The sequence below is a fragment of the uncultured Pseudosulfitobacter sp. genome (assembly GCF_963976325.1).
Lineage (GTDB): Bacteria > Pseudomonadota > Alphaproteobacteria > Rhodobacterales > Rhodobacteraceae > Pseudosulfitobacter.
Genome location: NZ_CAXBJW010000001.1, coordinates 566,531 through 592,664 on the forward strand (window position 1 = coordinate 566,531; position 26,134 = coordinate 592,664).

Annotated in this window: 28 protein-coding genes and 1 tRNA gene; 11 read left to right on the top strand and 18 right to left on the bottom strand. The window is 62.6% G+C overall.

Annotation, left to right across the window (positions count from 1 at the left end):
- Nucleotides 1-6 precede the first annotated feature (6 nt).
- The 8 genes from AAC077_RS02785 to AAC077_RS02820 form a co-directional block, all read right to left on the bottom strand.
- Nucleotides 7-1,083, bottom strand: coding sequence for a 2'-deoxycytidine 5'-triphosphate deaminase (locus AAC077_RS02785; protein WP_339766416.1), 1,077 nt, complete (start codon nucleotides 1,081-1,083; stop codon nucleotides 7-9).
- Between the two features lie 62 nt (nucleotides 1,084-1,145).
- Nucleotides 1,146-1,222: transfer RNA gene (locus tag AAC077_RS02790), tRNA-Pro, on the bottom strand.
- Nucleotides 1,223-1,279: 57 nt separating this feature from the next.
- Nucleotides 1,280-2,629: a MerR family transcriptional regulator gene (locus AAC077_RS02795; protein ID WP_339766417.1), complete on the bottom strand. Its 1,350-nt coding sequence runs from the start codon at nucleotides 2,627-2,629 to the stop codon at nucleotides 1,280-1,282.
- Between the two features lie 4 nt (nucleotides 2,630-2,633).
- On the bottom strand, nucleotides 2,634-2,936 hold the full coding sequence (gene ihfA / locus AAC077_RS02800) for an integration host factor subunit alpha (protein WP_089422185.1): 303 nt from the start codon (nucleotides 2,934-2,936) through the stop codon (nucleotides 2,634-2,636).
- Between the two features lie 109 nt (nucleotides 2,937-3,045).
- Nucleotides 3,046-4,017 (bottom strand): beta-ketoacyl-ACP synthase III, encoded by a 972-nt coding sequence (locus tag AAC077_RS02805; protein ID WP_339766418.1) that lies wholly within the window; start codon nucleotides 4,015-4,017, stop codon nucleotides 3,046-3,048.
- Nucleotides 4,014-5,105, bottom strand: coding sequence for a phosphate acyltransferase PlsX (gene plsX / locus AAC077_RS02810; protein WP_339766419.1), 1,092 nt, complete (start codon nucleotides 5,103-5,105; stop codon nucleotides 4,014-4,016). Before plsX ends, AAC077_RS02805 begins: the two co-directional genes overlap by 4 nt.
- 27 nt (nucleotides 5,106-5,132) lie before the next feature.
- Nucleotides 5,133-5,339 carry a 50S ribosomal protein L32 gene (gene rpmF, locus AAC077_RS02815; protein WP_028956368.1) on the bottom strand — a complete coding sequence of 69 codons (207 nt, stop codon included), beginning with the start codon at nucleotides 5,337-5,339 and terminating at the stop codon, nucleotides 5,133-5,135.
- A 200-nt stretch (nucleotides 5,340-5,539) separates the two neighbouring features.
- A complete protein-coding gene (locus AAC077_RS02820) occupies nucleotides 5,540-6,094 on the bottom strand; it encodes a DUF177 domain-containing protein (RefSeq protein ID WP_339766420.1) in 555 nt (184 codons plus the stop codon).
- A gap of 92 nt (nucleotides 6,095-6,186) precedes the next feature.
- Here AAC077_RS02820 and AAC077_RS02825 point away from each other — a divergent pair, with 92 nt between their 5' ends.
- The 3 genes from AAC077_RS02825 to AAC077_RS02835 all read left to right on the top strand — a co-directional run bounded on the left by AAC077_RS02825 (nucleotide 6,187) and on the right by AAC077_RS02835 (nucleotide 9,366).
- Nucleotides 6,187-6,639, top strand: a complete 453-nt coding sequence (locus AAC077_RS02825) for an outer membrane protein assembly factor BamE (protein WP_339766421.1) — start codon at nucleotides 6,187-6,189, stop codon at nucleotides 6,637-6,639.
- 34 nt (nucleotides 6,640-6,673) lie between these two features.
- Nucleotides 6,674-7,396, top strand: coding sequence for a GNAT family N-acyltransferase (locus AAC077_RS02830; RefSeq protein ID WP_339766422.1), 723 nt, complete (start codon nucleotides 6,674-6,676; stop codon nucleotides 7,394-7,396).
- 155 nt (nucleotides 7,397-7,551) lie between these two features.
- Entirely contained in the window at nucleotides 7,552-9,366 is a 1,815-nt protein-coding gene (locus AAC077_RS02835; protein WP_339766423.1) for an ATP-binding cassette domain-containing protein, read from the top strand.
- On the opposite strand, the gene AAC077_RS02840 is transcribed toward AAC077_RS02835, so the two are convergent.
- Together AAC077_RS02840 and AAC077_RS02845 are read right to left on the bottom strand one after the other, a co-directional pair.
- The gene (locus AAC077_RS02840; protein ID WP_339766424.1) at nucleotides 9,363-9,908 is read right to left on the bottom strand and encodes a sugar O-acetyltransferase; all 546 of its coding nucleotides are present in this window, start codon (nucleotides 9,906-9,908) and stop codon (nucleotides 9,363-9,365) included. The genes AAC077_RS02835 and AAC077_RS02840 overlap by 4 nt on opposite strands.
- A 30-nt stretch (nucleotides 9,909-9,938) precedes the next feature.
- Nucleotides 9,939-10,775, bottom strand: coding sequence for a GNAT family N-acetyltransferase (locus AAC077_RS02845; protein WP_339766425.1), 837 nt, complete (start codon nucleotides 10,773-10,775; stop codon nucleotides 9,939-9,941).
- A gap of 84 nt (nucleotides 10,776-10,859) precedes the next feature.
- Here AAC077_RS02845 and AAC077_RS02850 point away from each other — a divergent pair, with 84 nt between their 5' ends.
- On the top strand, nucleotides 10,860-10,991 hold the full coding sequence (locus tag AAC077_RS02850) for a hypothetical protein (protein WP_339766426.1): 132 nt from the start codon (nucleotides 10,860-10,862) through the stop codon (nucleotides 10,989-10,991).
- On the opposite strand, the gene tyrS is transcribed toward AAC077_RS02850, so the two are convergent.
- A complete protein-coding gene (gene tyrS, locus AAC077_RS02855; protein ID WP_339766427.1) occupies nucleotides 10,988-12,241 on the bottom strand; it encodes a tyrosine--tRNA ligase in 1,254 nt (417 codons plus the stop codon). The genes AAC077_RS02850 and tyrS overlap by 4 nt on opposite strands.
- A gap of 66 nt (nucleotides 12,242-12,307) precedes the next feature.
- Between tyrS and AAC077_RS02860 the strand changes: the two genes are divergently transcribed.
- Entirely contained in the window at nucleotides 12,308-13,414 is a 1,107-nt protein-coding gene (locus AAC077_RS02860; RefSeq protein ID WP_339766428.1) for an anhydro-N-acetylmuramic acid kinase, read from the top strand.
- On the opposite strand, the gene AAC077_RS02865 is transcribed toward AAC077_RS02860, so the two are convergent.
- A complete protein-coding gene (locus tag AAC077_RS02865) occupies nucleotides 13,411-13,833 on the bottom strand; it encodes a cupin domain-containing protein (RefSeq protein WP_339766429.1) in 423 nt (140 codons plus the stop codon). The two genes, AAC077_RS02860 and AAC077_RS02865, sit on opposite strands and share 4 nt — an antisense overlap.
- Before the next feature lie 45 nt (nucleotides 13,834-13,878).
- Between AAC077_RS02865 and AAC077_RS02870 the strand changes: the two genes are divergently transcribed.
- Both AAC077_RS02870 and AAC077_RS02875 read left to right on the top strand, forming a co-directional pair.
- Nucleotides 13,879-14,970: an FAD-dependent oxidoreductase gene (locus AAC077_RS02870; RefSeq protein ID WP_339766430.1), complete on the top strand. Its 1,092-nt coding sequence runs from the start codon at nucleotides 13,879-13,881 to the stop codon at nucleotides 14,968-14,970.
- A gap of 306 nt (nucleotides 14,971-15,276) precedes the next feature.
- Entirely contained in the window at nucleotides 15,277-16,995 is a 1,719-nt protein-coding gene (locus AAC077_RS02875) for a histidine kinase N-terminal 7TM domain-containing protein (protein WP_339767928.1), read from the top strand.
- A 13-nt stretch (nucleotides 16,996-17,008) separates the two neighbouring features.
- Here AAC077_RS02875 and AAC077_RS02880 read toward each other — a convergent pair whose 3' ends face one another.
- The 3 genes from AAC077_RS02880 to AAC077_RS02890 are packed head-to-tail and all read right to left on the bottom strand — an operon-like array spanning nucleotide 17,009 to nucleotide 19,745.
- Entirely contained in the window at nucleotides 17,009-17,521 is a 513-nt protein-coding gene (locus AAC077_RS02880) for a GNAT family N-acetyltransferase (RefSeq protein ID WP_339766431.1), read from the bottom strand.
- Nucleotides 17,521-18,795 (bottom strand): phosphopyruvate hydratase, encoded by a 1,275-nt coding sequence (gene eno, locus AAC077_RS02885; RefSeq protein WP_339766432.1) that lies wholly within the window; start codon nucleotides 18,793-18,795, stop codon nucleotides 17,521-17,523. Before eno ends, AAC077_RS02880 begins: the two co-directional genes overlap by 1 nt.
- Entirely contained in the window at nucleotides 18,792-19,745 is a 954-nt protein-coding gene (locus AAC077_RS02890) for a DMT family transporter (protein ID WP_339766433.1), read from the bottom strand. The genes eno and AAC077_RS02890 overlap by 4 nt, the downstream gene beginning before the upstream one ends.
- A gap of 134 nt (nucleotides 19,746-19,879) precedes the next feature.
- Between AAC077_RS02890 and AAC077_RS02895 the strand changes: the two genes are divergently transcribed.
- Nucleotides 19,880-21,232 (top strand): potassium transporter TrkG, encoded by a 1,353-nt coding sequence (locus AAC077_RS02895; protein ID WP_339766434.1) that lies wholly within the window; start codon nucleotides 19,880-19,882, stop codon nucleotides 21,230-21,232.
- A 17-nt stretch (nucleotides 21,233-21,249) separates the two neighbouring features.
- On the opposite strand, the gene AAC077_RS02900 is transcribed toward AAC077_RS02895, so the two are convergent.
- Both AAC077_RS02900 and AAC077_RS02905 read right to left on the bottom strand, forming a co-directional pair.
- Nucleotides 21,250-21,951, bottom strand: a complete 702-nt coding sequence (locus AAC077_RS02900; protein WP_339766435.1) for an NYN domain-containing protein — start codon at nucleotides 21,949-21,951, stop codon at nucleotides 21,250-21,252.
- Between the two features lie 79 nt (nucleotides 21,952-22,030).
- Entirely contained in the window at nucleotides 22,031-22,441 is a 411-nt protein-coding gene (locus tag AAC077_RS02905) for a Fur family transcriptional regulator (RefSeq protein WP_339766436.1), read from the bottom strand.
- 364 nt (nucleotides 22,442-22,805) lie between these two features.
- Between AAC077_RS02905 and AAC077_RS02910 the strand changes: the two genes are divergently transcribed.
- Together AAC077_RS02910 and AAC077_RS02915 are read left to right on the top strand one after the other, a co-directional pair.
- Nucleotides 22,806-24,122 (top strand): DEAD/DEAH box helicase, encoded by a 1,317-nt coding sequence (locus AAC077_RS02910; protein WP_339766437.1) that lies wholly within the window; start codon nucleotides 22,806-22,808, stop codon nucleotides 24,120-24,122.
- Nucleotides 24,123-24,304: 182 nt separating this feature from the next.
- Nucleotides 24,305-24,913: a LysE family translocator gene (locus AAC077_RS02915; RefSeq protein WP_339766438.1), complete on the top strand. Its 609-nt coding sequence runs from the start codon at nucleotides 24,305-24,307 to the stop codon at nucleotides 24,911-24,913.
- A gap of 10 nt (nucleotides 24,914-24,923) precedes the next feature.
- On the opposite strand, the gene AAC077_RS02920 is transcribed toward AAC077_RS02915, so the two are convergent.
- A complete protein-coding gene (locus AAC077_RS02920; protein ID WP_339766439.1) occupies nucleotides 24,924-25,637 on the bottom strand; it encodes an MBL fold metallo-hydrolase in 714 nt (237 codons plus the stop codon).
- 94 nt (nucleotides 25,638-25,731) lie between these two features.
- Between AAC077_RS02920 and AAC077_RS02925 the strand changes: the two genes are divergently transcribed.
- Nucleotides 25,732-26,097, top strand: a complete 366-nt coding sequence (locus AAC077_RS02925; protein ID WP_339766440.1) for a helix-turn-helix domain-containing protein — start codon at nucleotides 25,732-25,734, stop codon at nucleotides 26,095-26,097.
- The last annotated feature ends 37 nt before the right edge of the window (nucleotides 26,098-26,134 follow it).

The window sequence follows — 26,134 nt, forward strand, 5'->3', positions numbered from 1 at the left end:
ATCGGATCAGGCCGTTTTGAAGTGCTTTGACAGCTTCAGACCCTGACCCTGATAGTTCGACGCAATGCCCGCACCATATAGCTGTGTGGGCACTTGCGACATTTTCTCATAGACCAGACGGCCCACGATCTGCGCGTGCTCCAGCACGAAGGGCGCCTCGTGACAGCGCACTTCGAGCACGCCGCGCGATCCGGCACCGCCTGCGGCGTCGTGGCCGAAACCGGGGTCGAAGAACCCCGCATAATGCACGCGGAATTCACCGACCATCGCCAGATAGGGCGCCATTTCGGCGGCACAATCGGGTGGGATGTGCACCGCCTCGCGGCTGACCAGAATGTAGAACGCGCCGGGGTCCAGAATGATCTGGCCGGTGGCGCTGTGCACCTGTTCCCAATATTCGGCGGGGTCGTAGTGGCCGATCTTGTCCAGATCAATCACTCCGGTGTGCGGCTTGGCACGGTAACCGACCAGCGTGCCGTCAGCAGGGCGCAGATCGACGGAAAAGCCCAGGCCGTCGTCGATCACCGCATCCCCATCCACCAGCACCTGTTCGGCGTGCAGGGCGCGCAGAGCGTTGTCGTCCAGCACCGCCTGACCGTCGCGGAAGCGGATCTGGTTCAGGCGCATACCGGGGCGGACAAGGACGGAAAACGAACGCGGGCAAATCTCGGCGTACAGCGGGCCGGTGTAGCCCGGTGCGATGCGGTCGAATTCGGTGCCGCCGTCGGTGATCAGACGGGTCAGCAGGTCCAGACGGCCCGTGGAAGATTTGGCGTTGGCCACGGCTTGGATGCCGTCGGGCAGGGCCAGTGATTCCATCAGGGGCACCACGTACACCGCGCCTTTTTCCAGCACCGCGCCCTCGGACAGGTCGATGCGGTGCATTTCAAACTCGGCCAGCCGGTCGGTGACGCGCGCGCCGTGCCCGGCCAGAAACGAGGCCCGCACGCGGTAGGCGACGGTGCCTAGGCGCAGATCAAGGCTGGCGGGCTGTATCTGGGCGGGGATGATCGCGGGATCGCCGGACAGGGCACCCTGCGCAATCATCTGTTCAATCTGCTGGTTGGGAATCACGCCGGTCATAATATTCGCCCTTCAGATGCACAAACCGCCCGAACCCCATGCAGGGCCGGGCGGTGTGTTGTTGGTCGGGCTAGCAGGACTCGAACCTGCGACCTTCCGTCCCCCAGACGGACGCGCTACCAGGCTGCGCCATAGCCCGACTTGATGGGGTTCATACCCGATTTGACGGGTGCTGCAAGGGTAAATTGGCAAAGAGTCAGTCTTTACTGTGCGGTTTCCGTCCCGCGGCCATCCGGTCGCGCAAAGCGGTCAGTTGCGCCAGCAGCGGACGCAGTGTTTTTTGCTGATCCGGCGCGATCTGCGTGACACGGGCAAGGGCCGCCAGCGTGGCGGGTGTGGTTGCGATCTGGTCCAGTGGGGGCGGATCTGGCGCATCGACGACACGCGGTTTGGGCGTGGGGGCAGGGGCCGGTTCAGCCGGTTCGGCATCCGGGTCCGGGGCCATGTTCGATGTGCTGAGAAAGGCGGGGACCGCGTTTTCGGCAGGGGGTTCGGGTTTTGGTTCGGGGGGTGACGCTGGTTTGTCGCCGGTCTCTGCCGGCGCGGGTGCGTCGTCGGGCTCTGCGGATGCGGCGGGGGCGTCAGTGTCCACCGACGCTGCGCCTTCGTCTTGTGCGGTTTCAGAGGGGGTGTCTTGGGGATCGAGGGCAATGCCCTTGTCTGTGTCAGTCGGCGCGAAAGATACCGCAGTTGCGTCAGGTTCGGGCGCATTCACGTCGACAGGCTCCGGCGCAGCTGTCGCTTCGGGCGACGGGGATTGGGCGGCTTCGGGCTCATCTGGATGCGAAACGTCCGCCGGCCCCTCATCCGAATCGATTTCCGCCACCGAATCAAAGCTTTGACCGGGTTCGATTGGCTTAAATGTTTCGGGCGATTCTTCGACCGGTTCCGGCGGCTGTGGCGCTGCGGGCGCTGTCTGTTGCGTTTCCACCTCGTCCGGCGTCACAGGCGGTGGTGCCGCTGTCAGCCCTTCGGGTGCGGTGTCGGGTTCCGGGAGCGTTGGCAGGTCTTCTGGTTCTGCATCAGCCGCTTCCGGCGCGGACACCGGATCGTTCGGTTCTTGCTGTGCTGCGACCTCGTCCGGTGTCACAGGCGGCGGTGCGGCGGCGGGTGGCTCGGGCTGGACAACAGGCGTTTCCGCCACGGGGGCAGCGGCAGGAAATTCGACCACTTCGCCGATCATCGGTTCCGGTTCGGGCGGGGGTGGATCGTAAAACGCAGGGGCGGGTTGTTGCGAGGTGACCGCCTCGATCGCCTCCATCGTGTCGTCGTCCAGCGGCAGCGACAGGTCGGACACATAGGCCATGCCCTGTTCGCGCAAGATCTTCTGGACGCCTTTGATCGTCAGCCCGTCGTCGTGCAGCAATTTGCGGATGCCGCCCAGCAGCAGCATGTCGGCAGGGCGGTAATAGCGCCGCCCGCCTGCGCGTTTGACCGGTTTGACCTGCGAAAACTTGCTTTCCCAGAACCGCAACACGTGCGCCTGTACGCCCAGCCAGTCGGCCACTTCCGAGATGGTGCGGAACGCATCAGGCGACTTGGACATGAATTCAGGACTTGTTGCCAGAGGCGACGCGGTCTTTCATCAGATGCGACGGACGGAACGTCAGCACACGGCGCGGGTTGATCGGAACCTCTTCGCCGGTCTTGGGGTTGCGGCCCACGCGCGCGGATTTGCTGCGCACGGAAAAGGTGCCGAAGGACGAGATTTTGACCTGTTCGCCGTCCACCAGCGCGTCGGACATATGTTCCAGAACGCTTTCCACCAGCTGTGCGCTTTCGTTCCGAGAAAGGCCCACTTCGCGGAAAACGGCCTCGCTCAGGTCCATCCGCGTCAATGTCTTGTCAGCCATGTCGTCCCCCTTGTTTTGACCAACAATAGGGGGCTTGGAATTTACGAGTCAATATCAATGACTTGATCCGGGGTCGCCTCAGGCGGAGAATCGCAAGGATTCGAGGTATTTACCAGCGCAGAACCACCGCACCCCATGCCAGCCCGCCGCCAATCGCCTCGGTGACGACAAGGTCACCCTGCTTGATCTGGCCGCGTTGCTTGCCCACGGACAGGGCCAGCGGGATCGACGCGGCCGAGGTGTTGCCGTGATCCTGAACGGTGACGACCACGCGGTCCATCGAGATGTTCATCTTTTTGGCAGTGCCCTGGATGATGCGGATGTTGGCCTGATGCGGCACAACCCAGTCGACATCTTCCGCCGTTACACCGGCGCGGTCCATCGCGGTTTGCGCGGTGGCGGCCAGTTTCTCGACCGCATGGCGAAACACCTGATTGCCCTGCATCCGCAGATAGCCGGTGGTGCCGGTGCTGGAGCCGCCATCGACATAAAGCAGATCCTTGTGGCGCCCGTCCGAGTTCAGGTCGGTCGCCAGAATGCCACGGTCGGCGGGGGTGCCTGCACCCTCTTGCCCTTCCAGCAGCAGCGCGCCTGCGCCGTCACCGAACAGCACACAGGTGCCCCGGTCGGTCCAGTCCATGATGCGGCTGAAGGTTTCCGAGCCGATGACCAGCACACGCTTGGCCTGACCGGACGCGATCAGGGCGTTGGCATTGGCCAGCGCATAGACGAAACCGGCGCAGACCGCCTGTACGTCAAAGGCAAAGCCCGAGGTCATGCCCAAACCGGCCTGCACCATGGTGGCGGTCGACGGAAAGGTCAGATCGGCGGTCGAAGTGGCGACGATGATCGCATCCACGTCATCCGCCGTGCAACCGGCATCGGCCAAAGCCGCCGTTGCTGCGGCCACGGCCATCGACGACGTGCTGTCGTCGTCGCCCGCGAAATGGCGGTTCTCGATGCCCGAGCGCGCGCGAATCCACTCGTCAGAGGTATCCAGCGTCTTTTCAAACTCGGCGTTTGGCACAATCCGTTCGGGCAAATAGTGGCCGACACCTGTGACCACGGCTCTGAGGGTCATGCGCTGTTTCCTTCTGTATTCTCGTCTTCTTGCGGCAGAACCGCAGCCACGCGCGCGGCCAGCTTGCTGTTGAAGCCCGACTGCGACAGTTGCGCCGCCAGCGTGATCGCGGCGGCCACGCCCAAAGCATCGGCGGAGCCGTGGGATTTTACAACCGTGCCGTTCAAACCCAGAAAAACACCGCCGTTTTTGCCACGCGGGTCGATCCGTTTTTGCAAGCGGCGCAGCGATGTCAGCGCCAAAAGCGAAGCGATGCGCGACAGGATGGTGTATTTGAACGCTTCTTTCAGCAGATCGCCGATCAGCTTGGCGGTGCCTTCGCCGGTCTTGATTGCGACGTTGCCGGTAAAGCCGTCAGTCACGATCACATCGGCGATGTCGCCCTGAATGTCGCCGCCTTCGACGAATCCCACGTAATCAAAGTCGGCGTTGCCCTGATAGTCGCGGATCAGCTCGTTGGCGTCTTTCAGTTCCTGACGGCCCTTGTGATCCTCGGTGCCGACATTCAGCAGGCCGACGCGGGGGCGGGGCAGGTTCATGCCGTTGCGGGCATAGGACGCGCCCATCAGCGCGTAACGCAACAGGTCATCGGCGTCGGCGCGAATGTCCGCGCCCACGTCCAGCATCACGTTGAACCCCTGCGGGTTGCGCGAGGGCCACAGCACCGCAATCGCGGGCCGGTTCACGCCGGGCAGCTTGCGCAGCCGGATCATCGACAGCGCCATCAGCGCGCCGGTGTTGCCACAGCTTACCGCCACATCCGCCTTGCCGTCGCGCACCGATTCGATGGTCGACCACATCGACGTGTCCTTGCCGTGACGCACGACCTGGCTGGGCTTGTCGTCCATTGTCACAACACCGGTGGCGTCGACAATGGTGCAGCGGCCTTGAAGATTGCGGCGTTTGGCGACCAGTTCGGTCAGCGTCTCGACAGGGCCGTGCAGGATGAACTGAGTGTTGCGATCCTTCTTGGCGAACAGACTAAGCCCGGCAACAACGGCTGCCGGGCCCTGATCGCCACCCATGGCGTCAACAGACAGAATGGTGGATTTGGCCGCAAAGCTTTTCTGGTCTTTGGAGACCGTCATAATGCGTGCCTGTCCTGTATTTCTGACTTAAGCTGCGTCTTCGTCCAGATCGATGTCGTCGGTCAGGGCGACGATTTCCTGATCGTCATAGTGACCGCAGGACGCGCAAATGTGGTGCGGGCGTTTCAGCTCGCCACAGTTGGGGCATTCGTTGGGGTTCGCTGCCGTCAGCGAATCGTGGGCGCGGCGGTTGTTGCGACGCGATTTCGATACTTTGTTCTGTTGAACAGCCATGTGCTCGGCCTTTTTGTCTGTGCGGCCCTGCGCAGTGCAGGGGGTGTCGGTTACGTTGTTACATGCAGCGTTTGGCAGCGTTTAGAATGCGGCGCTTCCCATGTCCAACCCTAAATTCCAAGAGGGCGGCAAAATACTGCGAATTGACCTGTGCGCAAGCCGATTCTTTACCGGTATTATTGCACAGTCGTGAAGTGGCCTTAATCGGTGTCGTCGTCAAGCTGACTGCGCAGTGCAGCCAGCCCTGCAAAGGGGCGCGCGTCTTCGTCGGTCATCGGTTTTACGCCGTCTTTGCTGAAAACGGTCTGTTCCAGTTCGGCATCGGGCGCACGCGGGTACAGCGGCAGGTTCAGGCTGAGCGCTTCGACCATGACCATAGCGGGGTCGATCCACGCGCCCAGCGGTTCGGTGCGGTCGTCTTCATCCATTTCAACCTCGACCTCGCCATCGGGCGTGGTGAAGCTTTTCAGGAAAATGCGTTCAACCGGGGCGTCGATGCGTGTGGTGACAGGCTGCAAGGTGACCACGCAGGGCTGCACGACGGTGGCGCCGATCTTGCCGGTCAGCTTCCAGTCGGCGCGGTCCATCGCCTCGATCTGGCCTTCGAACCGCAGCTTGCGTAGGCCAGACAGGCCCAGTTCGGCGGCAATCTGTTGCATTTCGGCGGGCGTCGGCAACAGTGCAAACAGCTTGGGTGCGTTTTGCGGCAGGCTGGACACGCGCAAAGCGGTGGGGGATGGTGGTGTCGCGGACATACGATGAAGTCGCTTTCGTTTCTTGAACCGGTGGCATTCATTTAGTAAGCCTGACGCATAGCCGCAACCGCAAGGCCACAGAAGGGCAGACAATGGGAATACGTTCCACCATTCGGATCACAGGCATTGGCCTGTTGTGCCTGACCTTGGGCGCTTGCACGCCAAGCTATCGCAATCATGGATACATGCCGCCAGAGGATGTGCTGGACCAGATCGTTGTCGGCGTGGACACCCGTGCCAGCGTCGAGGAAACAGCAGGCCCTCCGGGTGCCAGCGGCGTGGTGAACGGTGGCGGATATTATTACGTACGCAGCCGCACGCGCACTTTGGGCTTCCTTGCCCCCGACGAGATTGACCGTCAGGTGCTGGCCATCAGCTTTGACCCCTCTGGCGTGGTCAGCAACATCGAAACCTTTGGCCTTGAAAAAGGACAGGTGGTTCCGTTGACCCGCCGTGTCAGCGACAGCGCCGTGACCGACAAGTCGTTCTTGCGGCAACTGCTGGGCAACATCGGGCGCATTGGCCCATCCGGACTGGGCGGCTAACCATGGCAAGCCGCCACGATATGTGGAGGCTTGCATGATTTCATTGCACCGTGGCCGTTATGCCGCCAGCGCCGCAACCGGACCCGAGCCGGTTGCGCAGGCCCAGGCCCTGCGGGCGCTGTGTTTTGGCAAGGACTCGGATGTCGATGACTTTGACGCGCTGTGCACCCATATCCTGATCCATGCGGTCGACACCGGCCAGTTGGTGGCCTGTTTCCGCATGTTGCCGCTGACCGGCCCCGAGATTTCGCGCAGCTATTCGGCGCAGTATTACGAGCTGAGCGGGCTTGCATCCTTCGAGGGCAAGATGGTCGAAATGGGCCGCTTTTGCGTGCATCCCGATTGCCACGACCCCGATGTGTTGCGCGTGGCCTGGGGCGCGATGACGGCCTATGTGGACCGCGAAGAAGTCGAGATGCTGTTTGGCTGTTCGTCTTTTGCGGGGACCGAAACGGCCGATTATCTGGACGCCTTTGCCGTGCTCAAGGCGCGCCATCTGGCGCCGAAACGCTGGCTGCCACAGATCAAGGCCCCGGATGTCTTCCGCTTTGCCGCCAAGCTGCGGCGCAAGCCGGACCTGAAAAAGGCGATGCTGCGGATGCCGCCCTTGCTCAAGACCTATCTGCTGATGGGCGGTTGGGTCAGCGATCATGCGGTGGTCGACCGGCAGATGAACACGCTGCATGTGTTCACCGGCGTTGAGATCGGGGCGATTCCCCCCGCGCGCAAGAAACTGTTGCGGGCGGTGGCGGGATAAGGTGACGCCCCGAGATTATAGGTCCGAGGGGCCAGCCCTTCGGGCTCCCCGGAGTTTGTCTGGCAAGATGAAGACCGGGTGCAGGACCGCAGTTATTTTCTGCGCCATGCGCGCTGCCCGTTGACCGCGACACGGGCTGCACATAGATGGCTGCCATGGCACGTATACCCCTTTTGCAATTGAACGAAATTTCTCTGACCTTCGGAGGCGATCCGGTGTTCGAGAACCTGTCGATGATCGTCCAGCCGGGCGACCGCCTGGCGCTGGTCGGGCGCAACGGCTCGGGCAAGTCGACCTTGATGAAGGTTGCCGGCGGTCTGGTCGAACCTGACAAGGGCGAGGTCATCGCAGGCCCCGGCGTGACGGTTGGCTATATGGAGCAGGACCCGGACCTGTCGGGCTATGCCACATTGGGCGATTTCGCATCTGCCACGCTGCACGAGGGCGAGTTGTACAAGGTGGAACGCGCAGGCGAGGGGTTGAAGTTTGACCCAGCACGCGCGGTCGAAACCGCATCGGGCGGGGAACGGCGGCGTGCGGCGCTGGCACGGCTGATGGCGGAAGAGCCGGAGCTGATGCTGCTGGACGAGCCGACCAACCACCTGGACATCGAGGCCATCGGCTGGCTGGAAAACGAGCTGAAGCAGACCCGTGCCGGGTTCATGATCATCAGCCACGACCGTGCGTTCCTGCGTGCGTTGACGCGGGCGACGATGTGGATCGACCGCGGCGTTGTGCGCCGGCAGGAAAAGGGGTTCGAGCACTTCGAGGAATGGCGCGACAAGGTCTGGGAAGACGAGGACATGCAGCGCCACAAGCTGAACCGCAAGATCAAGGCCGAGGCCCGTTGGGCGGTCGAAGGCATCAGTGCGCGGCGCAAGCGCAACCAGGGCCGCGTGCGTGCCTTGGGCGAATTGCGCGCCGAGCGGGCGTCGCAGATCAACCGGCAGGGTGCGGCAGCGATGGCGTTGGATGCGGGCACCAAATCGGGCCGCAAGGTGATCGAAGCGGAAGGGATTACAAAGGTTTACGGGGACAAGGTGATCTTGAACCCCTTTGACATCACCGTCATGCGTGGCGACCGGATTGCGCTGGTCGGCCCCAACGGCGTGGGGAAAACCACGCTGTTGAACATGATGATCGGCAAGGAAACACCGGACAGCGGCACGATCAAGCTGGGCACCAACCTGGACATCGCCCTGTTCGATCAGGCCCGCGCGCAGTTGGACCCGGACATGAGCCTGTGGGATTCGCTGACCGGCGACCCCGACATGCGCGTCAGCGGCAAGGCGGATCAGGTCATGGTACGTGGCACGCCGAAGCACGTGATCGGCTATCTCAAGGAATTCCTGTTCGACGAAGCACAGGCGCGCGCGCCGGTGCGGTCGCTGTCGGGCGGGGAAAAGGCGCGGCTGCTGCTGGCCAAGATCATGGCCAAGCCCAGCAACATGCTGGTGCTGGACGAACCGACCAACGATCTGGACGTGGAAACGCTGGACCTGTTGCAGGACTTGTTGGGCCAATACGACGGCACCGTTCTGCTGGTCAGCCACGACCGCGACTTTCTGGACCGCGTGGCGGTGACCACCATCGCGCTGGAAGGCAAGGGCAAGGCAACCGTCTATGCGGGCGGTTGGTCGGATTACATGGCGCAGCGCGATCAGGATGATTTCGCAGGCAGCGTGGTCAAATCCAAGCAAACGGTCGCACGCGAGGCCACTGCGGCTGCACCCGCCAAGGCGTCGGGTCTGAGTTTCACCGAAAAACACCGGCTTGAGGCGCTGCCCAAGGAAATCGCGCGGCTTGAGGCCGAGATTGCCAAGCTGGAAGAGCTGATGAGCGACCCCGAGCTGTTCACCCGCGAGCCGGTCAAGTTCCAGAAGGCGACCGACGCGCTGGTTGCACGGCACGAAAAGCTGCAAGAAGCCGAAGAAGAGTGGCTGTTGCTGGAAGAAAAAGCCGACGCTTAACGGGATCTTGCGGGGTTTCCGGTCACGATGGCACCCGGTGCCACGTCGCGGGTGACCACGCTGCCCGCGCCGACGATGGCGCCGTTACCGATGGTGACACCGGGCAGGATCAGCGCCGCCGCCCCAATCCAGACATCCGCGCCGATGGTGACGGGCAGGGCGCGCTCCAGCCCCTGACGGCGTTTGGCCGCGTCGCGGTGGTGGTCGGCGCACAGGATCTGGGTTTTGGGGCCGATCAACGTGTGATCGCCGATCGTGACCTGCCCGCTGTCCAGAATCACGCAGCCTGCATTCAGATAGACATAGTCCCCCAGCGTGGTGTTGCATCCGTAGGCACAGTGAAACTGCCCTTCGATCATGCAGTCCTGCCCGTGCGCCGCAAACAGGCTGCGCAGCGCAGGGCTAAGCCCGCGGCGGTCGGGCGCAGGCAGGGCATTGTGGGCGTCACAGGCCAGCGCGGCTGCGGTGCGCTGGGATTCCAGTTCGGTATCAAGGCAACTGTACCAGTCACCGGCGGCCATTTTTTCGCGTTCCGTAAGCATCGGCGCATTTGAACGGTGCGCCTTGTCGCGTCAAGGGGTCATCATCCGGCGGTCCAGCCACGTCAGCCTGCGCAACGGCTGCAAGGGGGGCCAGTGCAGCCATGTGCCGCCCAATGGCATCACCTGCGCGCCGGTGCCCAATTTGAAACGCGCCAGACCGGCGGTGTGTCGGGTGTCGACCAGTCCCAGGTCCAGCCAGTGGTGCCCGTGACGCGCGCACCAGCACATGGCGGTCCACATCAGCAGCGTGTGCGCCGAGGCGGCGCGGCCTGCGGCGGTGGTGTGGCCGATGTGATAGGTGGCCGTGTCGCCGTGCCGCAAGATCAGCAGGGCGGCCACGGGGTCGGCCCCCTGAAACGCCTCGAACAGGATCGCGGCGCGGGGTGTGGTGGCGGCAAAGCCCAGCGTCAGCGGCACCGGCCAGTTGCGATAGCGCCGCGTGCGCTGCTGGGCGACGTCGGCCTGCAACAGCCAGTGGTCCGTGCGGCGTGGCATCGGGTGGTGCTGTACCCGCAGGCCCGCTTTTTCGGCATGTTTCAGACGGTTGCGCCATTTGCCATGCAGATGTCCGCGCATCACATCCGGGTCGGCGTTCAACGAAATGACAGCCTGTTGCGCCGGGCTGATCAGCGGCAGCGCGCCATACAGCGACAGGTCCGCAGGCCGCGCGGGCGATATGAGAAGCGGCGCACGGGTGACCTTGCGGGCCAGTGAAAGCGTGCGGGCCGGATCGGACAACACGGCCCGTGGCAGCATCGCGACAGGCAGGCCCGCAACCTTGCGGCGCAACATCAAAGTGCCACAGGACAGGCGCACGGGACGTTGCCCGCAGGCGCGCAAGGCCGCCTCGAACGCGGCGGATTGCATCAGGGGGGTGGGGCACAGGGGCGGAGCACAATCAAACATGCCGCCATTAACCGGATGGAAACTTAACGCGTGATTAATGGGGTCATGAAAAAATCAGTCTACGGCATCACCGCCACTGCCCCGCGCATCACAAAAACCGCCGCCATTCTACTGGCGACGGCTTTGTCGGTTCCTGCGTTCGCGATTCTCAGCCTGATCGAGGTGCTTATGTTCTAGCCCAGTTGCACCAGCGCATGACGCTTTTTGCCCGCGCTCAGCTTGATCGGTGAAGCCAGTGCGCCGGCATCAATCATCAGGCCCGCGTCGGTCAGCGGCGCGTCGTCCAGACGGGCGCCGTTTTCGGCAATCAGGCGCTTGGCCTCTTTGCCCGAACCGGCCAGCCCCGATTTGACGATCAGTTGCACGATGGACATGCCATCGCCCAGCTCGTCGGGCGTCAGGGTCAGGGTGGGCAGGTCATCGCCCACGCCGCCCTTTTCGAACACTTCGCGGGCGGTGTCTGCGGCGGCCTTGGCGGCCTCGGCCCCGTGCAGCAGGGTGGTGACCTCGTTGGCCAGCAACGCTTTGGCGGCGTTGATCTCGGCCCCTTGCAGGGCACCCAGACGGTCGCATTCGTCCACCGGAAGCTCTGTGTACAGCTTCAGGAAACGGCCCACGTCTGCGTCGGTGGTGTTGCGCCAGAACTGCCAGAATTCATAGGGCGACAACATATCGCCGTTCAGCCAGACGGCACCGCCTGCGGTCTTGCCCATCTTCTTGCCGTCGCTGGTGGTCAGCAGCGGCGAGGTCAGGCCGTAAACTTCGCCGTCGATCACGCGACGGGTCAGGTCGATACCGTTGACGATATTGCCCCACTGGTCGCTGCCGCCCATTTGCAGAACACAGCCGTAACGGCGGTGAAGCTCCATGAAATCATAGGCTTGCAGGATCATGTAGTTGAATTCAAGGAACGACAGGGATTGCTCGCGGTCCAGCCGCGATTTGACGCTTTCGAACGCCAGCATCCGGTTGATCGAAAAATGCCGCCCGATGTCGCGCAGGAATTCAAGATAGTTCAACCCGTCCAGCCATTCGGCATTGTTCAGCATCTTCGCCGCATTCTGCGCGCCGCTGTCATAGTCGATGTAGGCCGCAAACACCCTGCGGATGCCTGCGATATTCTCGTCGATCTGCTCTGGCCCCAGCAGCGGGCGTTCATCGGCGCGGAACGACGGGTCGCCCACCTTGGTGGTGCCGCCGCCCATCAGGGTGATCGGCTGGTGACCGGTTTTCTGGAACCAGCGCAGCATCATGATCTGGATCAGCGACCCCACATGCAACGACTTGGCCGTCGCATCAAACCCGATATAAGCGGCGCGTGTTCCGCTCATCAGAGCGTCATCCAGCCCTTGATAGTCGGTGCAATCGGCGACGAAGCCGCGCTGTTGCATGACATTGAGAAATTCGGAACGGGGTTTGTACGACATGTGACTTGTCCTATGACATCTGTGCGGGGCACTCTATAGGGGCCTAAAGGGCAAAGGAAAAGACCGATGAACAAGGTCAGGCAAGCAGGCGTGCCAATCAGGGCACTGGGCGCGATGAGCGGGACGTCACTGGACGGGGTGGATGCGGCGGTGATCACGACCGATGGCGTCACCATCACGGGGTTCGGCGAAAGTGGCTACCGGCCCTATACGGATGCCGAACAGCGGGTGATCGCCGCCGCTTTGGGGCGCTGGGAGGGGGCCGAGGTTGAGGCCGCGACGCAGGTGATTCAGGACGCCCATGCTGAAGCGCTGGCGGGGTACCAAGACGTTGATCTGGTCGGTTTTCACGGCCAGACGCTGGCCCACGCGCCGCGCATGCGCGGTACATTGCAGGTGGGCGACGGCGCGGCACTGGCGGCCAGTCTGGGCGTGCCGGTGGTCTGGGATTTCCGCAGCGCCGACGTGGAAATGGGCGGCGAGGGGGCACCGCTGGCGCCGTTCTTCCACTTTGCCTGCGCCAAGTACCTGAACCGCGATGCGCCCGTGGCGTTCCTGAACTTGGGCGGCGTGGGCAACATCAGCTTTGTCGATCCCCGCTTTGACGCGCCAGACGTGCCGGGGGCTTTGCTGGCCTTTGACACGGGGCCTGCGAATGCGCCGCTGAACGATCTGATGATGGCGCGGCTGGGCAAACCCTTTGACGAGGGGGGCAAAGTGGCGCGCCGCGGCGATGTGGTCAGCGGTGCGCTCGAATTGTTTCTGGCCGAGCCGTATTTTTCCCGTATCCCGCCCAAATCACTGGACCGGAACGATTTTTCCGAAATGATAGCACTGGTCGGCGAGTTGTCTGATGCCGATGCGGCGGCGACGCTGACCGCCATGGCCGCCGCTGGCGTGGCCGAGGCGATGCAGCATTGCCCGCAACCCCCGACCGAGGTTCTGGTGACCGGTGGCGGGCGCAAGAACCCGGTGCTGATGCAAATGCTGGCGGTCTCGTTGGACTGTCCGGTGCGCCCTGTCGAGGATGTCGGGCTGGACGGTGACATGCTGGAAGCGCAGGCCTTTGCCTATCTGGCGGTGCGCGTTGCGCGGCGGTTGCCGACGTCGTGCCCCAGCACCACAGGCGTGCGGGCGTCGGTGGCGGGCGGCACGCTTAGCTTTCCTGCCTAGTCGGCGTCCGCAATGTCGAAATCCGGCGGGGCCAGTGTAAACCCCTCGAACCGGAATCCCGGCGAGACGGTGCACGACACCAGCGTGTGACCGCCGATGCTGCGCGCCGATTGCCAGTGATCTTGTGGCACGATGATCTGCGGCGCGCCTGCGGTCAGGTCTGGCGTCAGCAGATGGGTCACGGCAGGGCCTGTGTCGGTGGCCGACAGGCGCAATTCCAGCGGCGCGCCTGCGTGATACAGCCAGATTTCGGTGGCATCCACACGGTGCCAGTGGCTGCGCTCGTCGGCTTGCAGCAGGAAATAGATGCAGGTGCCGCTGGGGCGCCCAATGCCGTCGCCCACCCACGTCTGGCGGTAATGGCCGCCTTCGGGGTGGGGCGACAGGTTCAGGCGGGCGATGATCTCTTGCGGTGACATGGCAAGAGTTTAGGTTGCGACGCGAACAGGTCCAAGGGGTTTGCCATGAAAGTTGTCGTCGTCGGAGCAGGGGTGATCGGTGCCTCGGTCGCCTATCATCTGGCCAAGGCCGGAGCGCAGGTGACCGTTGTCGATGGTGCTGGCGTGGCAGCGGGGGCGACGGGGCGGTCCTTTGGCTGGATCAATGCCAGTTTTCATGCCGATGAGGCGCACTTTCGGCTGCGCCACGAAAGCATCGTGGCCTATCACCGGATTGCGCAGCAGATGGATCTGGAGGCGGTGCGCTGGACGGGCTGTTTGTGCTGGGAAGAAAAGGGCGGCGCGCTGGAGGCGCAGGCGGCAACGCTTGCGGCTTTGGGATATGGCGTCGATATTATCGACCGCGCCGAGTTTGCGCGGCGAGAGCCGCATCTGGCCAACCCGCCTGCGCAGGCCTTGGCCTTTGACGCCGAAGGGGTGGCCGAAACCGCGACACTGGCGCAGGCGCTGATCGACGCGGCCACCGGTTTGGGCGCGCAGCTGCTGTTGGGCGTCACAGCGCTGGCCGTTGAAACCGCGGGTGATACCGTGACCGGTCTTCGCATTGAACAGGGGGTCATCCCGGCCGACCGCGTGGTGGTCTGTACCGGCACCGGCAGCCCGGGCCTGCTGGCCAGCGTAGGCGTGGCCCTGCCGATGCTGTCGCGCCCCGGTCTGCTGTTGCGCAGCGCGCCGGTGGCGCCCGTGCTGTCGCATGTGATGGCGGCCCCGGGGCAAGAGTTTCGTCAGGACGCATCGGGGCGCATCATCGCGCCGACCTCGGCCAACCATCAGGCAGACGACGCCGACCGCGTCACCCAGCGCCCCGACGTGCTGGCCGATGCCGCGATGGCGCGCCTTCAGGCGATGCTGCCCGAGGTTGCCCTGCGGTGGGAGCAGGTGACACAAGCCATGCGGCCCGTCCCGCTAGACGGTCTGCCCGTCATGGGCCACTGCGGGCCCGAGGGGCTGCATATGGCGGTGATGCATTCGGGGATCACGCTGGCACCGCTGGCTGGTGAGCTGGTCGCCACAGCCGTGCTGGACCAGCCGTTAAGCAACCACCAAAGCGATCTGATCGCGCCCTACACCCCGCAGCGGTTTCAAGAACAGCCTTAGCCACATTTTTGTCCAAAAGCTGTGGCAAACCGCGACCATTCTTTGATCTAATGGATGCTGGGCGGTGACATTATCACGATGCTCAGTGCAACGTAACGCTCTCTTTATGCGGTGATTTTACTGATGAAACCCAGTTAAAGGTTGTGGTGTCCACACCAGAATATTATCCATCGAAACAGCAGAACCTGCGGACGTGATGACGTTGTTTCGGAACGTATGACGTGAATTTCGGCTTAGGAATGCGGTATTTTTAGCAACGCCTTTCAATGTATCAGCATCGACGCAAGCTTGCCTGCTGTTCAACTGGTGGCTGCGACCTGTGGTGTCGTTTGCCTGGTCATCCTGTGGGCAGGCAGGCACAAGGGTTTGCCGGGACACCGCTGGTTTATCCTGACCAATTTCGGAATGCTGGGATGGCTGGCTGCCATCGCGATGGAGCTGTCCGTTCCCACCCAGGCCTGCAAAGTGATCTGGGCCGAACTGGCGTGGCCCTTCATCATTCTGATGCCGACGGCGTGGTCGTTCTTTTTGTACGAATACGCGCTGATCCGTAACGTCGGGCGCGCGGTTGCAGTTGTGGGTGTTGTCTTTCATCCGCTGTTCATTCTGGTGGCGTCTTCGACCAACGACTTTCACGGTCTGTTGTACGGACCGGACACACGGCTGGTGGTTCAGAACGATATTTCCTTTGTCATCTATGACCACGGGCCGCTGTATTTTCTGGCGATCACCTTTCTGTATACGATCATCGCCATAAGCTGTGCGATTGCCTGGCGCGCTGCGCGTCAGGCCAATCCGGCGGTCAAAGGGTTCTTCAAAAAGCTGTTTCTGGTCACTGCGATCCCCGTGGCGTTCAGCATGTCTTATGACTTTTTCGGCTTCATGATTTTCGGGATGGACCCCACGCCGCTGTCGTTTGCCTTTTCGATCTGCATGGTCGGCTGGATGATCATCGACAACCGCTGGGTGGACGTAAACGCGATTGCACGCGACCTGCTGTATTACAATTCACGCGAGTTGATTTTTGTATTGGATGTGAATGGCGCGCTGATCGAGACGAACCATTCGGCAAAACAACTGATGCAGGATCAGGGGATCACCCACGATTGCGTGTTCGCGGTTGAAGGAATGGGCCGCGCGTTGCGGATGCTGGCCGATCAGCAGGAATTGCCCGACACGCTCGAGGTGGAAAACGGCGGGCGCTATTTCGTGCCGCGTGTCTATCGGATGTCATTGGGGCAGGGGCAGCGGCTGTTGGGATGGGCGGTGTCATTCGTGGACATCACAAGCCAGAAAGCCGCCGCCGAACGCGCGATTGCGTCAGAGCGGTTGCAAAGCCAGTTCCTGTCCACTGTCAGTCACGAACTGCGCACGCCGCTGACGGTGATCAACGGATCGCTACAGATGCTGACCCACAACCGCGCAAACACATCGCCCGAACAGGCCGACAGGCTGATCGAGCTTGCCACCAAGAATGCCGCGACGCTGGCCAAGCTGGTCAACGACCTGTTGGAAACGCAACGGCTGGAAAACTCTGATTTGCAGTTGAAACTGGACAAGTGTGATCTGGACGAAATTATCCTGGACGCCGTTGACGGCATGGAAACATTCCTGCCCGAAAAGCACATCAAGATCCTGTATAAGAGAGAGTTAAGGAATGTCGAAATCCTGGCGGATTGCGACCGACTGCGACAGGTCATCGTGAACGTATTGTCGAATGCGATGAAATTCTCGAAGCCGCGCAGTTTTGTCGAGGTGCATCTGTCTGTCGAGGCAGGCCTGGCGCTTGTCGACGTCAGGGATTTCGGTTTGGGCATTCCGCCGGGTGCGGAGGATACCGTGTTCGGCCGCTTTACCCAAGTGGACGCCACGGACACGAAAGCGGTCTATGGCAGTGGTTTGGGAATGCACATCTCGAAGCAGTTGATGGTGCGACACGGCGGCAATATCCACTATGTCAGCGAATTGGGTGTCGGCACGACATTCACGATCACAATTCCGGTGACCCCCGAAACACTAACCTAGCCGGCTTGCCTGCCTAAAGCGCGTGATCGAAAAACCGCAGGATCGGGACAAATTCGGGGTCTGGGTCGTAGAACGGCGGGCAGGGGGCAAAGCCCAGCACCTCGTACAGCGCAATCGCTTCGGTCAGCAAATACATCGTGTCCAGCACCATGCGGTCGTAACCGTCCGCGCGGGCGCGCGTCATCGCGGCGCGCATCAGCGCCTTGCCCGCACCGTGGCCACGGGCGCGGTCTTCGACAAAGACACGCTTGATCTCGCAGGTGGCGGGCAGGGACAGCGGGTAATACATGGCACAGCCCACCGGCATGCCGTCCAGATCGGCCAGCAGGATGTCACCGGCGGGTCTGGCGTGAATGCGCGGCAGATCGTCGATCAGCGCGCTATAGCTGTCAGTGGCGTAATAGGTGTCCACAATCGCCGGCGTCGCGGCACAGCGCGCCGCCAGCAGATCGCGGTAGCCCCAGCACAGGCGCGCCAGCGCCTGTGCGTCCTCCGGAAACCGGGCGGGGCGGATGGTCAGGGTCATCAGCGCAGGATGCTGCGGCCCGCGTATTCGGCGGTTTCGCCCAATGCTTCTTCGATGCGGATAAGCTGGTTGTATTTGGCCAGCCGGTCCGAACGCGCCAGCGACCCGGTCTTGATCTGACCGCAGTTGGTGGCGACCGCCAGATCGGCAATGGTCGCATCCTCGGTCTCGCCCGAACGGTGGGACATCACGTTGGTGTAGCCCGCGCGGTGGGCCATATCGACGGCCTTCAGCGTTTCGGTCAGGGTGCCGATCTGGTTGACCTTGACCAGCATCGAATTGGCGCAGCCGCGCGCGATGCCATCGGCCAGACGCACAGGGTTGGTCACGAACAGATCGTCACCGACCAGCTGCACCTTGTCGCCCAGTGCCTCGGTCAGGGCCTTCCAGCCGTCCCAGTCATCTTCGGACATGCCGTCCTCGATCGAGATGATCGGATAGTCGTTCACCAGCGCCGACAGATAGGCCACGTTTTCGTCCGAGGTCAGCGATTTGCCCTCGCCGGACAGTTCATATTTGCCATCGCGGTAATATTCGGTCGCCGCACAGTCCAGCGCCAGATAGATGTCCTCGCCCGGTTTGTAGCCTGCTTTCTCGATGGACTTCAGGATGAAGTCCAACGCGTCGCGCGACGAGCTGATGTTGGGGGCAAAGCCGCCTTCGTCGCCGATGCCGGTGGACAGGCCCTTGGCCGACAGTTCTTTTTTCAGGGTGTGGAACACTTCGGCGCCCATGCGGACCGCGTCGCGGATGCTGGTGGCGGACACCGGCATGATCATGAATTCCTGAATGTCGATGGGGTTGTCGGCATGTTCGCCGCCGTTGATGATGTTCATCATCGGAACCGGCAGGATGCGCGCCGAGGTGCCGCCGACATAGCGGTACAGCGGTTGCGAGCAGTAATCGGCCGCAGCTTTGGCCGCAGCCAGCGACACGCCCAGAATGGCATTTGCGCCCAGACGGCTTTTGTTGTCGGTGCCATCCAGTTCGATCATGATCTCGTCGATCTCGACCTGTTCGGTGGCGTCGATGCCCACAAGCGCCTCGGCGATCTCGCCGTTGACGGCAGCGCAGGCTTCCAGCACGCCCTTGCCCATGTAACGCGCCTTGTCGCCGTCACGCTTTTCGACCGCCTCATAGGCGCCCGTGGATGCGCCCGATGGCACGGCGGCGCGGCCCATTGTGCCGTCTTCCAGGATCACGTCGACTTCGACGGTGGGGTTGCCACGGCTGTCGAGGATCTCGCGGGCGTGAATGTCTATGATGGTGCTCATTGGGAAATGTCCTTTGTGCTGGGCTCGGCTGCCTCATAACTTGGGTCGATCCGCAGGGGAAGGGGTGTGATAGGGCCGGAGGTGGATTTGCGGCCTGTCCGGCGTTCGCGCCAGACGGTGTATATGCCCGATGCGACGATGATCGTGGCCCCGACGTAGGTCAGAAAGTCGACGCTTTCCGAGAAGGCAAGGATGCTGATGAACAGCGCAAACACCAGCCGCGAATAGCGGAAGGGGGTGACAAAGCTGATCTCGCCCACGCGCATGGCCGCGACGATGCCATAGTAGGACACAACGCCAAAAGCGACCGCACCGGCCATCAGCAACCAATGCATCGGCTCGGGGCGGATCAGGGGCGTGCCGCTGACCACCAACAGGATGGCGCCCGTGGGGATCAGGGTCAGAAAAGCCAGAAAACTCAGTTGCATGGAGGACGTTGTCGCAGGCACACGGCGCGTTGCCAGATCGCGGATCGCCAACCCGATCACCCCTTGCAAGGCAAACAACGACAGGATGTCAAAGCCGTCCAGACCGGGGCGGATCACCAGCATCACGCCGGCAAAGCCCACAAGGATCGCGGTCCAGCGCCGCCAGCCCACGGGATCGCCCAGAAACAGCGCGGCCCCCAGCGTGACCACAAGCGGTGTCGCTTGCAGGATCGCCGAAGCGGTCGACAGCGGGATCAGTGCGATGGCCGTGATGAACCCCAGCGTGCCGAACAATTCACCGGCGTTGCGCAGCAGCACCGGTCCGGACAGGGCAGCCCGTGGAAACAACGCCTGATCCTGGGCGCGCACCAGCACGGCAAAGATTGCCGCTGCCCCGATTCCCAGCAGGCCCATGATCTGTCCGACCGGCATGTCCTCGGCCAACAGCTTGATAAAACTGTCTTCGATGGCAAAGCCCAGCATCGCCAGAACCATGATCAATGCGCCACGTAAATTGTCCATGCCCGTCCTCATTCTTGTGTTGTGGTGGGGATGGGGATAATCGGGCGCAGTTGCAAGGCGCAAAAACAGCGGTTTTCGGTGAACCTTTTGCCGCGTTGCAGCGTTAGGCTGGAAACCGCACAAAGGCATCTGTGGTGGGTATCAAACGACACGTTCGCAAGGTCGCCTTGGGCGCCCGTATCGGGGTGATGCAAGCGGCACCGGCACGGCTTTTGCTGTTTGGCTATGTTTCTTACATGCTGGTGGGCTGGGCGCTGCTGGCGCTGCCGGTGTCGCAAATCCAGCCGGTGGCGGCGATCGACACGCTGTTCACCGCCGTGTCTGCCGTGTCCACGACGGGGCTGGCCACTGTGTCGGTGGGCGGCAGTTTCAGCCCCTTTGGCGAAGTGGTGATGCTGGCGCTGATCCAGGCGGGCGGCTTGGGGTATATGACCATCGGGTCGTTTGCGGTGCTGTCGGTTTATCACCGCCTTGGACGGATGCGCACGCACACGGTCCGTCAGGCGTTCAACCTGCCCGAAGGTATCTCTCCGGTGATGTTCCTGCGGTCGGTCGTGTGGTTCACGCTGATCTGCGAAGGCATCGGCGCGCTGGCGCTGTTCTTGATGTTCCACCACGCGGGCGTGCCCGATGCGCTATGGATGGCTATTTTTCACAGCATATCAGCGTTTTGCACGGCAGGGTTCAGCCTGTTCGACAACTCGCTTGAGATGTTTCACGACCATGTGGGGATCAATCTGGCGATTTCGATCCTGAGCCTGCTGGGCGCCATGGGGTTCCTGATTATCGTCGACGGCTGGCGCGCGCTGATGGGGCGCGAACGGGCGTTAGGGTTCACGTCCAAGGTGATCGTGCGCATGACCATGGTGTTTCTGGGGCTGGGCACGCTGATTCTGTTCGTGACCGAACCCGAACTGGCCCCGCTGCCCCCGGACGAGCGGTTGATGGCGGCGTTTTTCCAGACCATGTCGGCCAGCACCACGGTGGGCTTTAACACGGTGTCGATCACCGGCATGTCGCAAGCGGTGCTGATGGTGCTGATGGCGCTGATGGTGGTCGGCGCGTCGCCGGCGGGCACCGGGGGCGGGCTGAAAACCACGTCTTTTGCGGCGCTGCTGGGGCTGGTGCGCTCGACCCTGAAAAACCGCGAGGCGGTGCGGTTCTTCAAGCGGCGCGTGTCGGATGAAAAGCTGAACATGGCCACCGCGTCGCTGGCCTATTACGCGGGGCTGTGCGGGCTGGCGATGTTCCTGCTGTTGCTGACGGATTCGGGGCAAAAATTCGAAGCCCTGCTGTTCGAGGCGACCTCGGCCATGGGCACCGTGGGGCTAAGCACGGGCATCACCGCCGATCTGTCCGATCTGGGCAAACTGATCGTGATCGTGCTGATGACGGCGGGGCGCGTTGGCATCCTGACATTCGGCATTGCACTGGCCGCCCACGACGAAAGCCGCGCGGAAGAACAGGACGACAATCTGGTTCTGTAAGCCTTAGGGCCCTGACCCTAGGCTTGCAGGCGGATCATCAACTGGTTGCCGTCCTTGCGCGTCTCGATCTCGGTGATCTCGCGCACCAGCGCGCTTAGCTTGGAATGGCCATAGCTGCGGGTGTCGAAATCCGGGTGCGACGACTGGATCGTCTGGCCGATCTGACCCAGCGAATACCATTCATCCTCGCGCTCGATCTTTTCCATCGCCGCCTCGATCAGGGGCAGGGCATCACGGGATTTTTCACGCATGGCGGGGGCAGGGCCATCTGCCGTGGGGCTGAGGTTTTCGATAAAGATGAACCGGTTGCACACATTGCGCAGCGCCTCGGGTGTCTTTTTCTCGCCGATGCCGATCACGGTCAGACCGTCCTCGCGCAGGCGGTTGGCCAGCGATGTGAAATCGCTGTCGGACGACACCAGCACAAAGCCGTCAAAGCGGCGGGTGTGCAGGATGTCCATCGCATCAATCACCAGACCGATGTCGCTGGCGTTCTTGCCGGATGTGTTCGCGGTTTCCTGATGTGCCACCAGCCCCAGCGACAGCACATGTTCCGACCAGTTGCGCAGCCGGCCCGACGACCAGTCGCCATAGACACGGCGCAGGGCCGGTTCGCCAATGCTGGTCACTTCGCGCAGGATGGCGGCGGCGTGTTTGGCCGGCACGTTGTCGGCGTCAATCAACACGGCAAGAAGCGGGCGGTCGCGGTCAACGGGCATATGGGGTCCAATTTCTGTGGTGGCTGTTACGCATGTAACAGTCTGTGGGTTAACGGCACATCACCTGTGCCGGTTCCGGCTACTTCTTCAGCGGCACGCCGTAAAGCTCAAGCCGGTGGCCGCGCAATTCGAACCCCAGCTTGGCGGCGATCCGCTCTTGCAGCGCTTCGATCTCTTCGTCGACAAATTCGATCACCTCGCCCGAGTGCATGTCGATCAGATGGTCGTGGTGGTCGCGTTCCGCATCTTCATAGCGCGCGCGGCCGTCGCCGAATTCCAGCTTGTCCAGTATGCCGGCCTCTTCGAACAGTTTGACGGTGCGATAGACGGTGGCAATCGAAATGCCCGCATCAATGGCCGAGGCGCGCGCATATAGCTGTTCGACATCCGGGTGGTCATCGCTGTCTTGCAACACTTGTGCGATCACGCGGCGCTGGCCGGTGACACGCAGGCCTTTGGTTTCACAGCGGGCGATGATCGGCAGGCTCATGGGGGTGTCCCTTGTCGAGTTGAGCTTTGGCGGCCTTCAGGCGCGCAATTCGGACCTTTGTGTAACTTTGTTTGACCACAGGGACCAGAGGCAAGGTTGACTTATCCCCCGCAAACCGCCATGTGCCCCTCAGGCGTTACCGTCTGCCGCGTGAGCAGAGACAGGAAAGAGCGGGATCACACCCGCCGACCGCACCCTTGGGATAAGGGGAGGTCAGGACCAGCGGACGCCCATCTGTTCCCGATATCACGCATGGGGCAACGCGACCGGACGGGGCGTTGGCATGTGGCCTGCGCTTGCGGATTTTCCGGCCGCCCACCTCAATGTGATGCCGTGCGCGTTTGCGTGCGGCCAAGGATATGACATGAGCGATTTCGATATGATGGACCTGCCTTCCGAGCTGGTCAAAAAGCTGGCGGACATGGGTCTGAAAGACCCGACGCCGATCCAACGACAAGCCATCCCGCACGCCCTGAACGGGCGCGACGTGATGGGGCTGGCACAGACCGGCACCGGCAAGACGGCGGCCTTTGGCGTGCCGCTGGTGGCGCAGATGCTGCAAATGACAGGCCGCCCGAACCCGCGCACCGTGCGCGGTCTGGTGCTGGCACCGACGCGCGAGCTGGCCAACCAGATCATGGAAAACCTCAAAGGGTTCTGCGCAGGCACACCGCTGAAGGCGCAGATGGTGGTTGGCGGCATGTCGATCAACCCGCAGATCAAGCGGCTGGAACGCGGTGTCGACCTGCTGGTCGCCACGCCGGGCCGTCTGCTGGACCTGATGGACCGCCGCGCGGTGGACCTGCGCGAAACCACGTTTTTGGTGCTGGACGAAGCCGACCAGATGCTGGACATGGGCTTTATCCACGACCTGCGCAAAATTGCGGCTGTGCTGCCCAAGGAACGCCAGACGATGCTGTTCTCGGCCACCATGCCGAAGCTGATGAACGAGATCGCCAACAGCTATCTCAACAGCCCGATCCGCATCGAAGTGAACCCTCCGGGCAAGGCCGCCGACAAGGTGACCCAAGAGGTGCACTTTATCGCCAAGGCCGAGAAATCCAAATTCCTGATGGAGCTGCTGGACAAGCACCGCGACGAACGCGCGCTGGTCTTTGGCCGCACCAAACACGGGATGGAAAAACTCAGCCGGATGCTGGACAAGGCAGGCTTTGCCGCCGGTGCGATCCACGGCAACAAAAGCCAGGGCCAGCGCGACCGTGCCATCGCCGCGTTCAAGTCGGGCGAGATCAAGGTTCTGGTGGCCACCGATGTGGCGGCGCGGGGTTTGGACATTCCGGATGTGAAACACGTCTATAACTACGAATTGCCCAACGTGCCCGACAGCTATGTGCACCGCATTGGCCGGACCGCGCGCGCGGGCAAGGATGGCGCAGCCGTGGCCTTCTGCGCACCGGACGAGATTGATCAGCTGCGCGACATCCAGAAAACCATGGGCGTGAAGATCCCGATCGCAACGGGCCGTGCGTGGGAATCTGTCGACCTGCCCGCCAAGGGCGGCAAGCCGGGCGGCAAACCCGGTGGCGGTCGTCGTCGCGGTGGCGGCGGTGGACGTCCCGGTGGCGGTGCCCCCGGTGGCGGCGCGCCTGCGGGCGGTGGCCCACGTCGCCGGCGTCGCGGTGGCGGCGGTGGCAAACCGGGCGGCAGCGCAGAGGCCTGATCCCTGCGGATGATGGAATGAGATTGGCCCGGACCTTTTGGTCCGGGCCTTTTTTGTGGGTGAGTTACCCCGGCGCAGAAGCACAGCAAGGCCCAACAAGGCCCATGTGACCCCTCACAGACCAACAAATCGTTGACGCTGTGCCACGATCCCGCAAGACTGATGCCAAAGGGAGCTGCCATATGTCACTGGAATTTCTTCTCACCTCGCTCGTGGTGGTCCTGCTGCCTGGAACCGGCGTCATCTACACGCTGGCCATCGGCCTGGGGCGTGGGTTTCGGGCCAGTGTCGCGGCGGCAGTGGGGTGTACGGTCGGCATCGTGCCCGCAGCCGTGGCCAGCATCATCGGGCTGGCGGCACTGTTGCACACCAGCGCGCTGGCCTTTCAGGTGATCAAATATCTGGGCGTGGCTTACCTGTTCTACATGGCGTGGAAGCTGTTGCGGGATAAGTCCGTCATGGATGTCTCTGAGAACGCGGCACCCGCCAGCTATGCGCGCATTGCGACCTCGGGTGTGCTTCTGAACATCCTGAACCCCAAGCTGTCGCTGTTCTTTCTGGCCTTCCTGCCGCAGTTCATCGCCCATGACGCCCCCAATGCCACCGCCGCACTTGTGGGGCTGGCGGGTGTGTTCATGGCGATGACCTTCGTGGTGTTCGTGGGCTACGGGGCTTTTGCATCCTTTGCGCGCGACTATGTGATCCGCAGGCCATCGGTGATGACGTGGATCAAGCGCAGCTTTGCCGGCACCTTCGGGCTGCTGGGGGCAAAGCTGGCGATTTCGAACTAAGGGTCGGCGTTCAAAGCAATTTGCGCAAATTCCCGACATGCCGCGCGATGGCCTGCGCGGGCAGCGGTCCGCCGTGCCCCAGATAGAACTGCGTGCAGCCTTGGGCCAGCAGATGCTCAAGTGACGCGATGACGCCTGCGATGTCTTCCTCGAAGGGGGGCGATTTCGGCCTGCCGCGCAGGGCGAGGCCCCCCAGCAAAATGCCCGAGGCCGCCAGATCACCGGCAATCACCCGCCCGTCGTCCAACAGAACCGAAACCGATCCCGCCGTGTGTCCGGGCGTGTGCACCAGCCGCGCCGCAAACCCATAGTCGTTCAGGTCCAGCATCTGGCCCTGCAGGGTCCGGTCGGGGCTGAAATAGTCAAACCTCTGCTGGATCGCACCCGTCTTTTGAAACAGGCGCCCGAACGGCCCGCTGGGCTTCAGCACCGGCGGCTGTCCCTGACAAAGCGCAACCTCGTCCGCATGTGCCAGCACGGGCGCCTGCGACAACTCTCGCACCGCCACAGCCGACCCTGCGTGGTCGATGTGGGCGTGGGTCAGCACGGTCAACGCCAGATCGGACCAGCCTAACCCCCGAGCCCTGAGTGCTTGGGCAACCTTTGGCGCCGCGTTCGGCAGGCCGGTGTCGACCAGCATGGCGCGGCCATCCTGGACCACCAGAAAAGCGTTCAACATGCCAAAGGGCAGCATCGGGATCGTGTCGACAAAACTCTGTGTCATCGTGGCATTCCTTGCTATTATCGCGCATTGGAACGCTGATGCCATTGCGCTGGCCGGTGCCGCAATTGGGCACCTTTTGGTAACCGGAGGGGCCATGAAGGACACCACACAGGACCGCAAACCGTGGCTGGACCCCGTCACCGGCACCTGTCCGGTGGGCGAAACGCTGCGGCTGCTGGGCGGCAAACACGGCCCCAGTGTGCTGCACTGCCTGATGGCGGGCGAAATGCATTTTCTGGAACTGACACGCGCGCTGGACGGGATCAGCCGCAAGGTGCTGACTGCGCAGTTGCAAGAGTTCGAGCGCAGCGGGCTGGTCGCACGCATCGAAAAGCACGACGCGCGGCGGCGGGTGGGATATTCGTTGACCGGCAAAGGGGCCGATCTGGGCGCAATCCTGTCGCAGCTTTATGACTGGAGCCAGGACCATCTGGCCGGGATCACCCAAACCAAAACCTGACGCGCGCGCCGCAGCGGCACAATTGACTTTAGGGCAG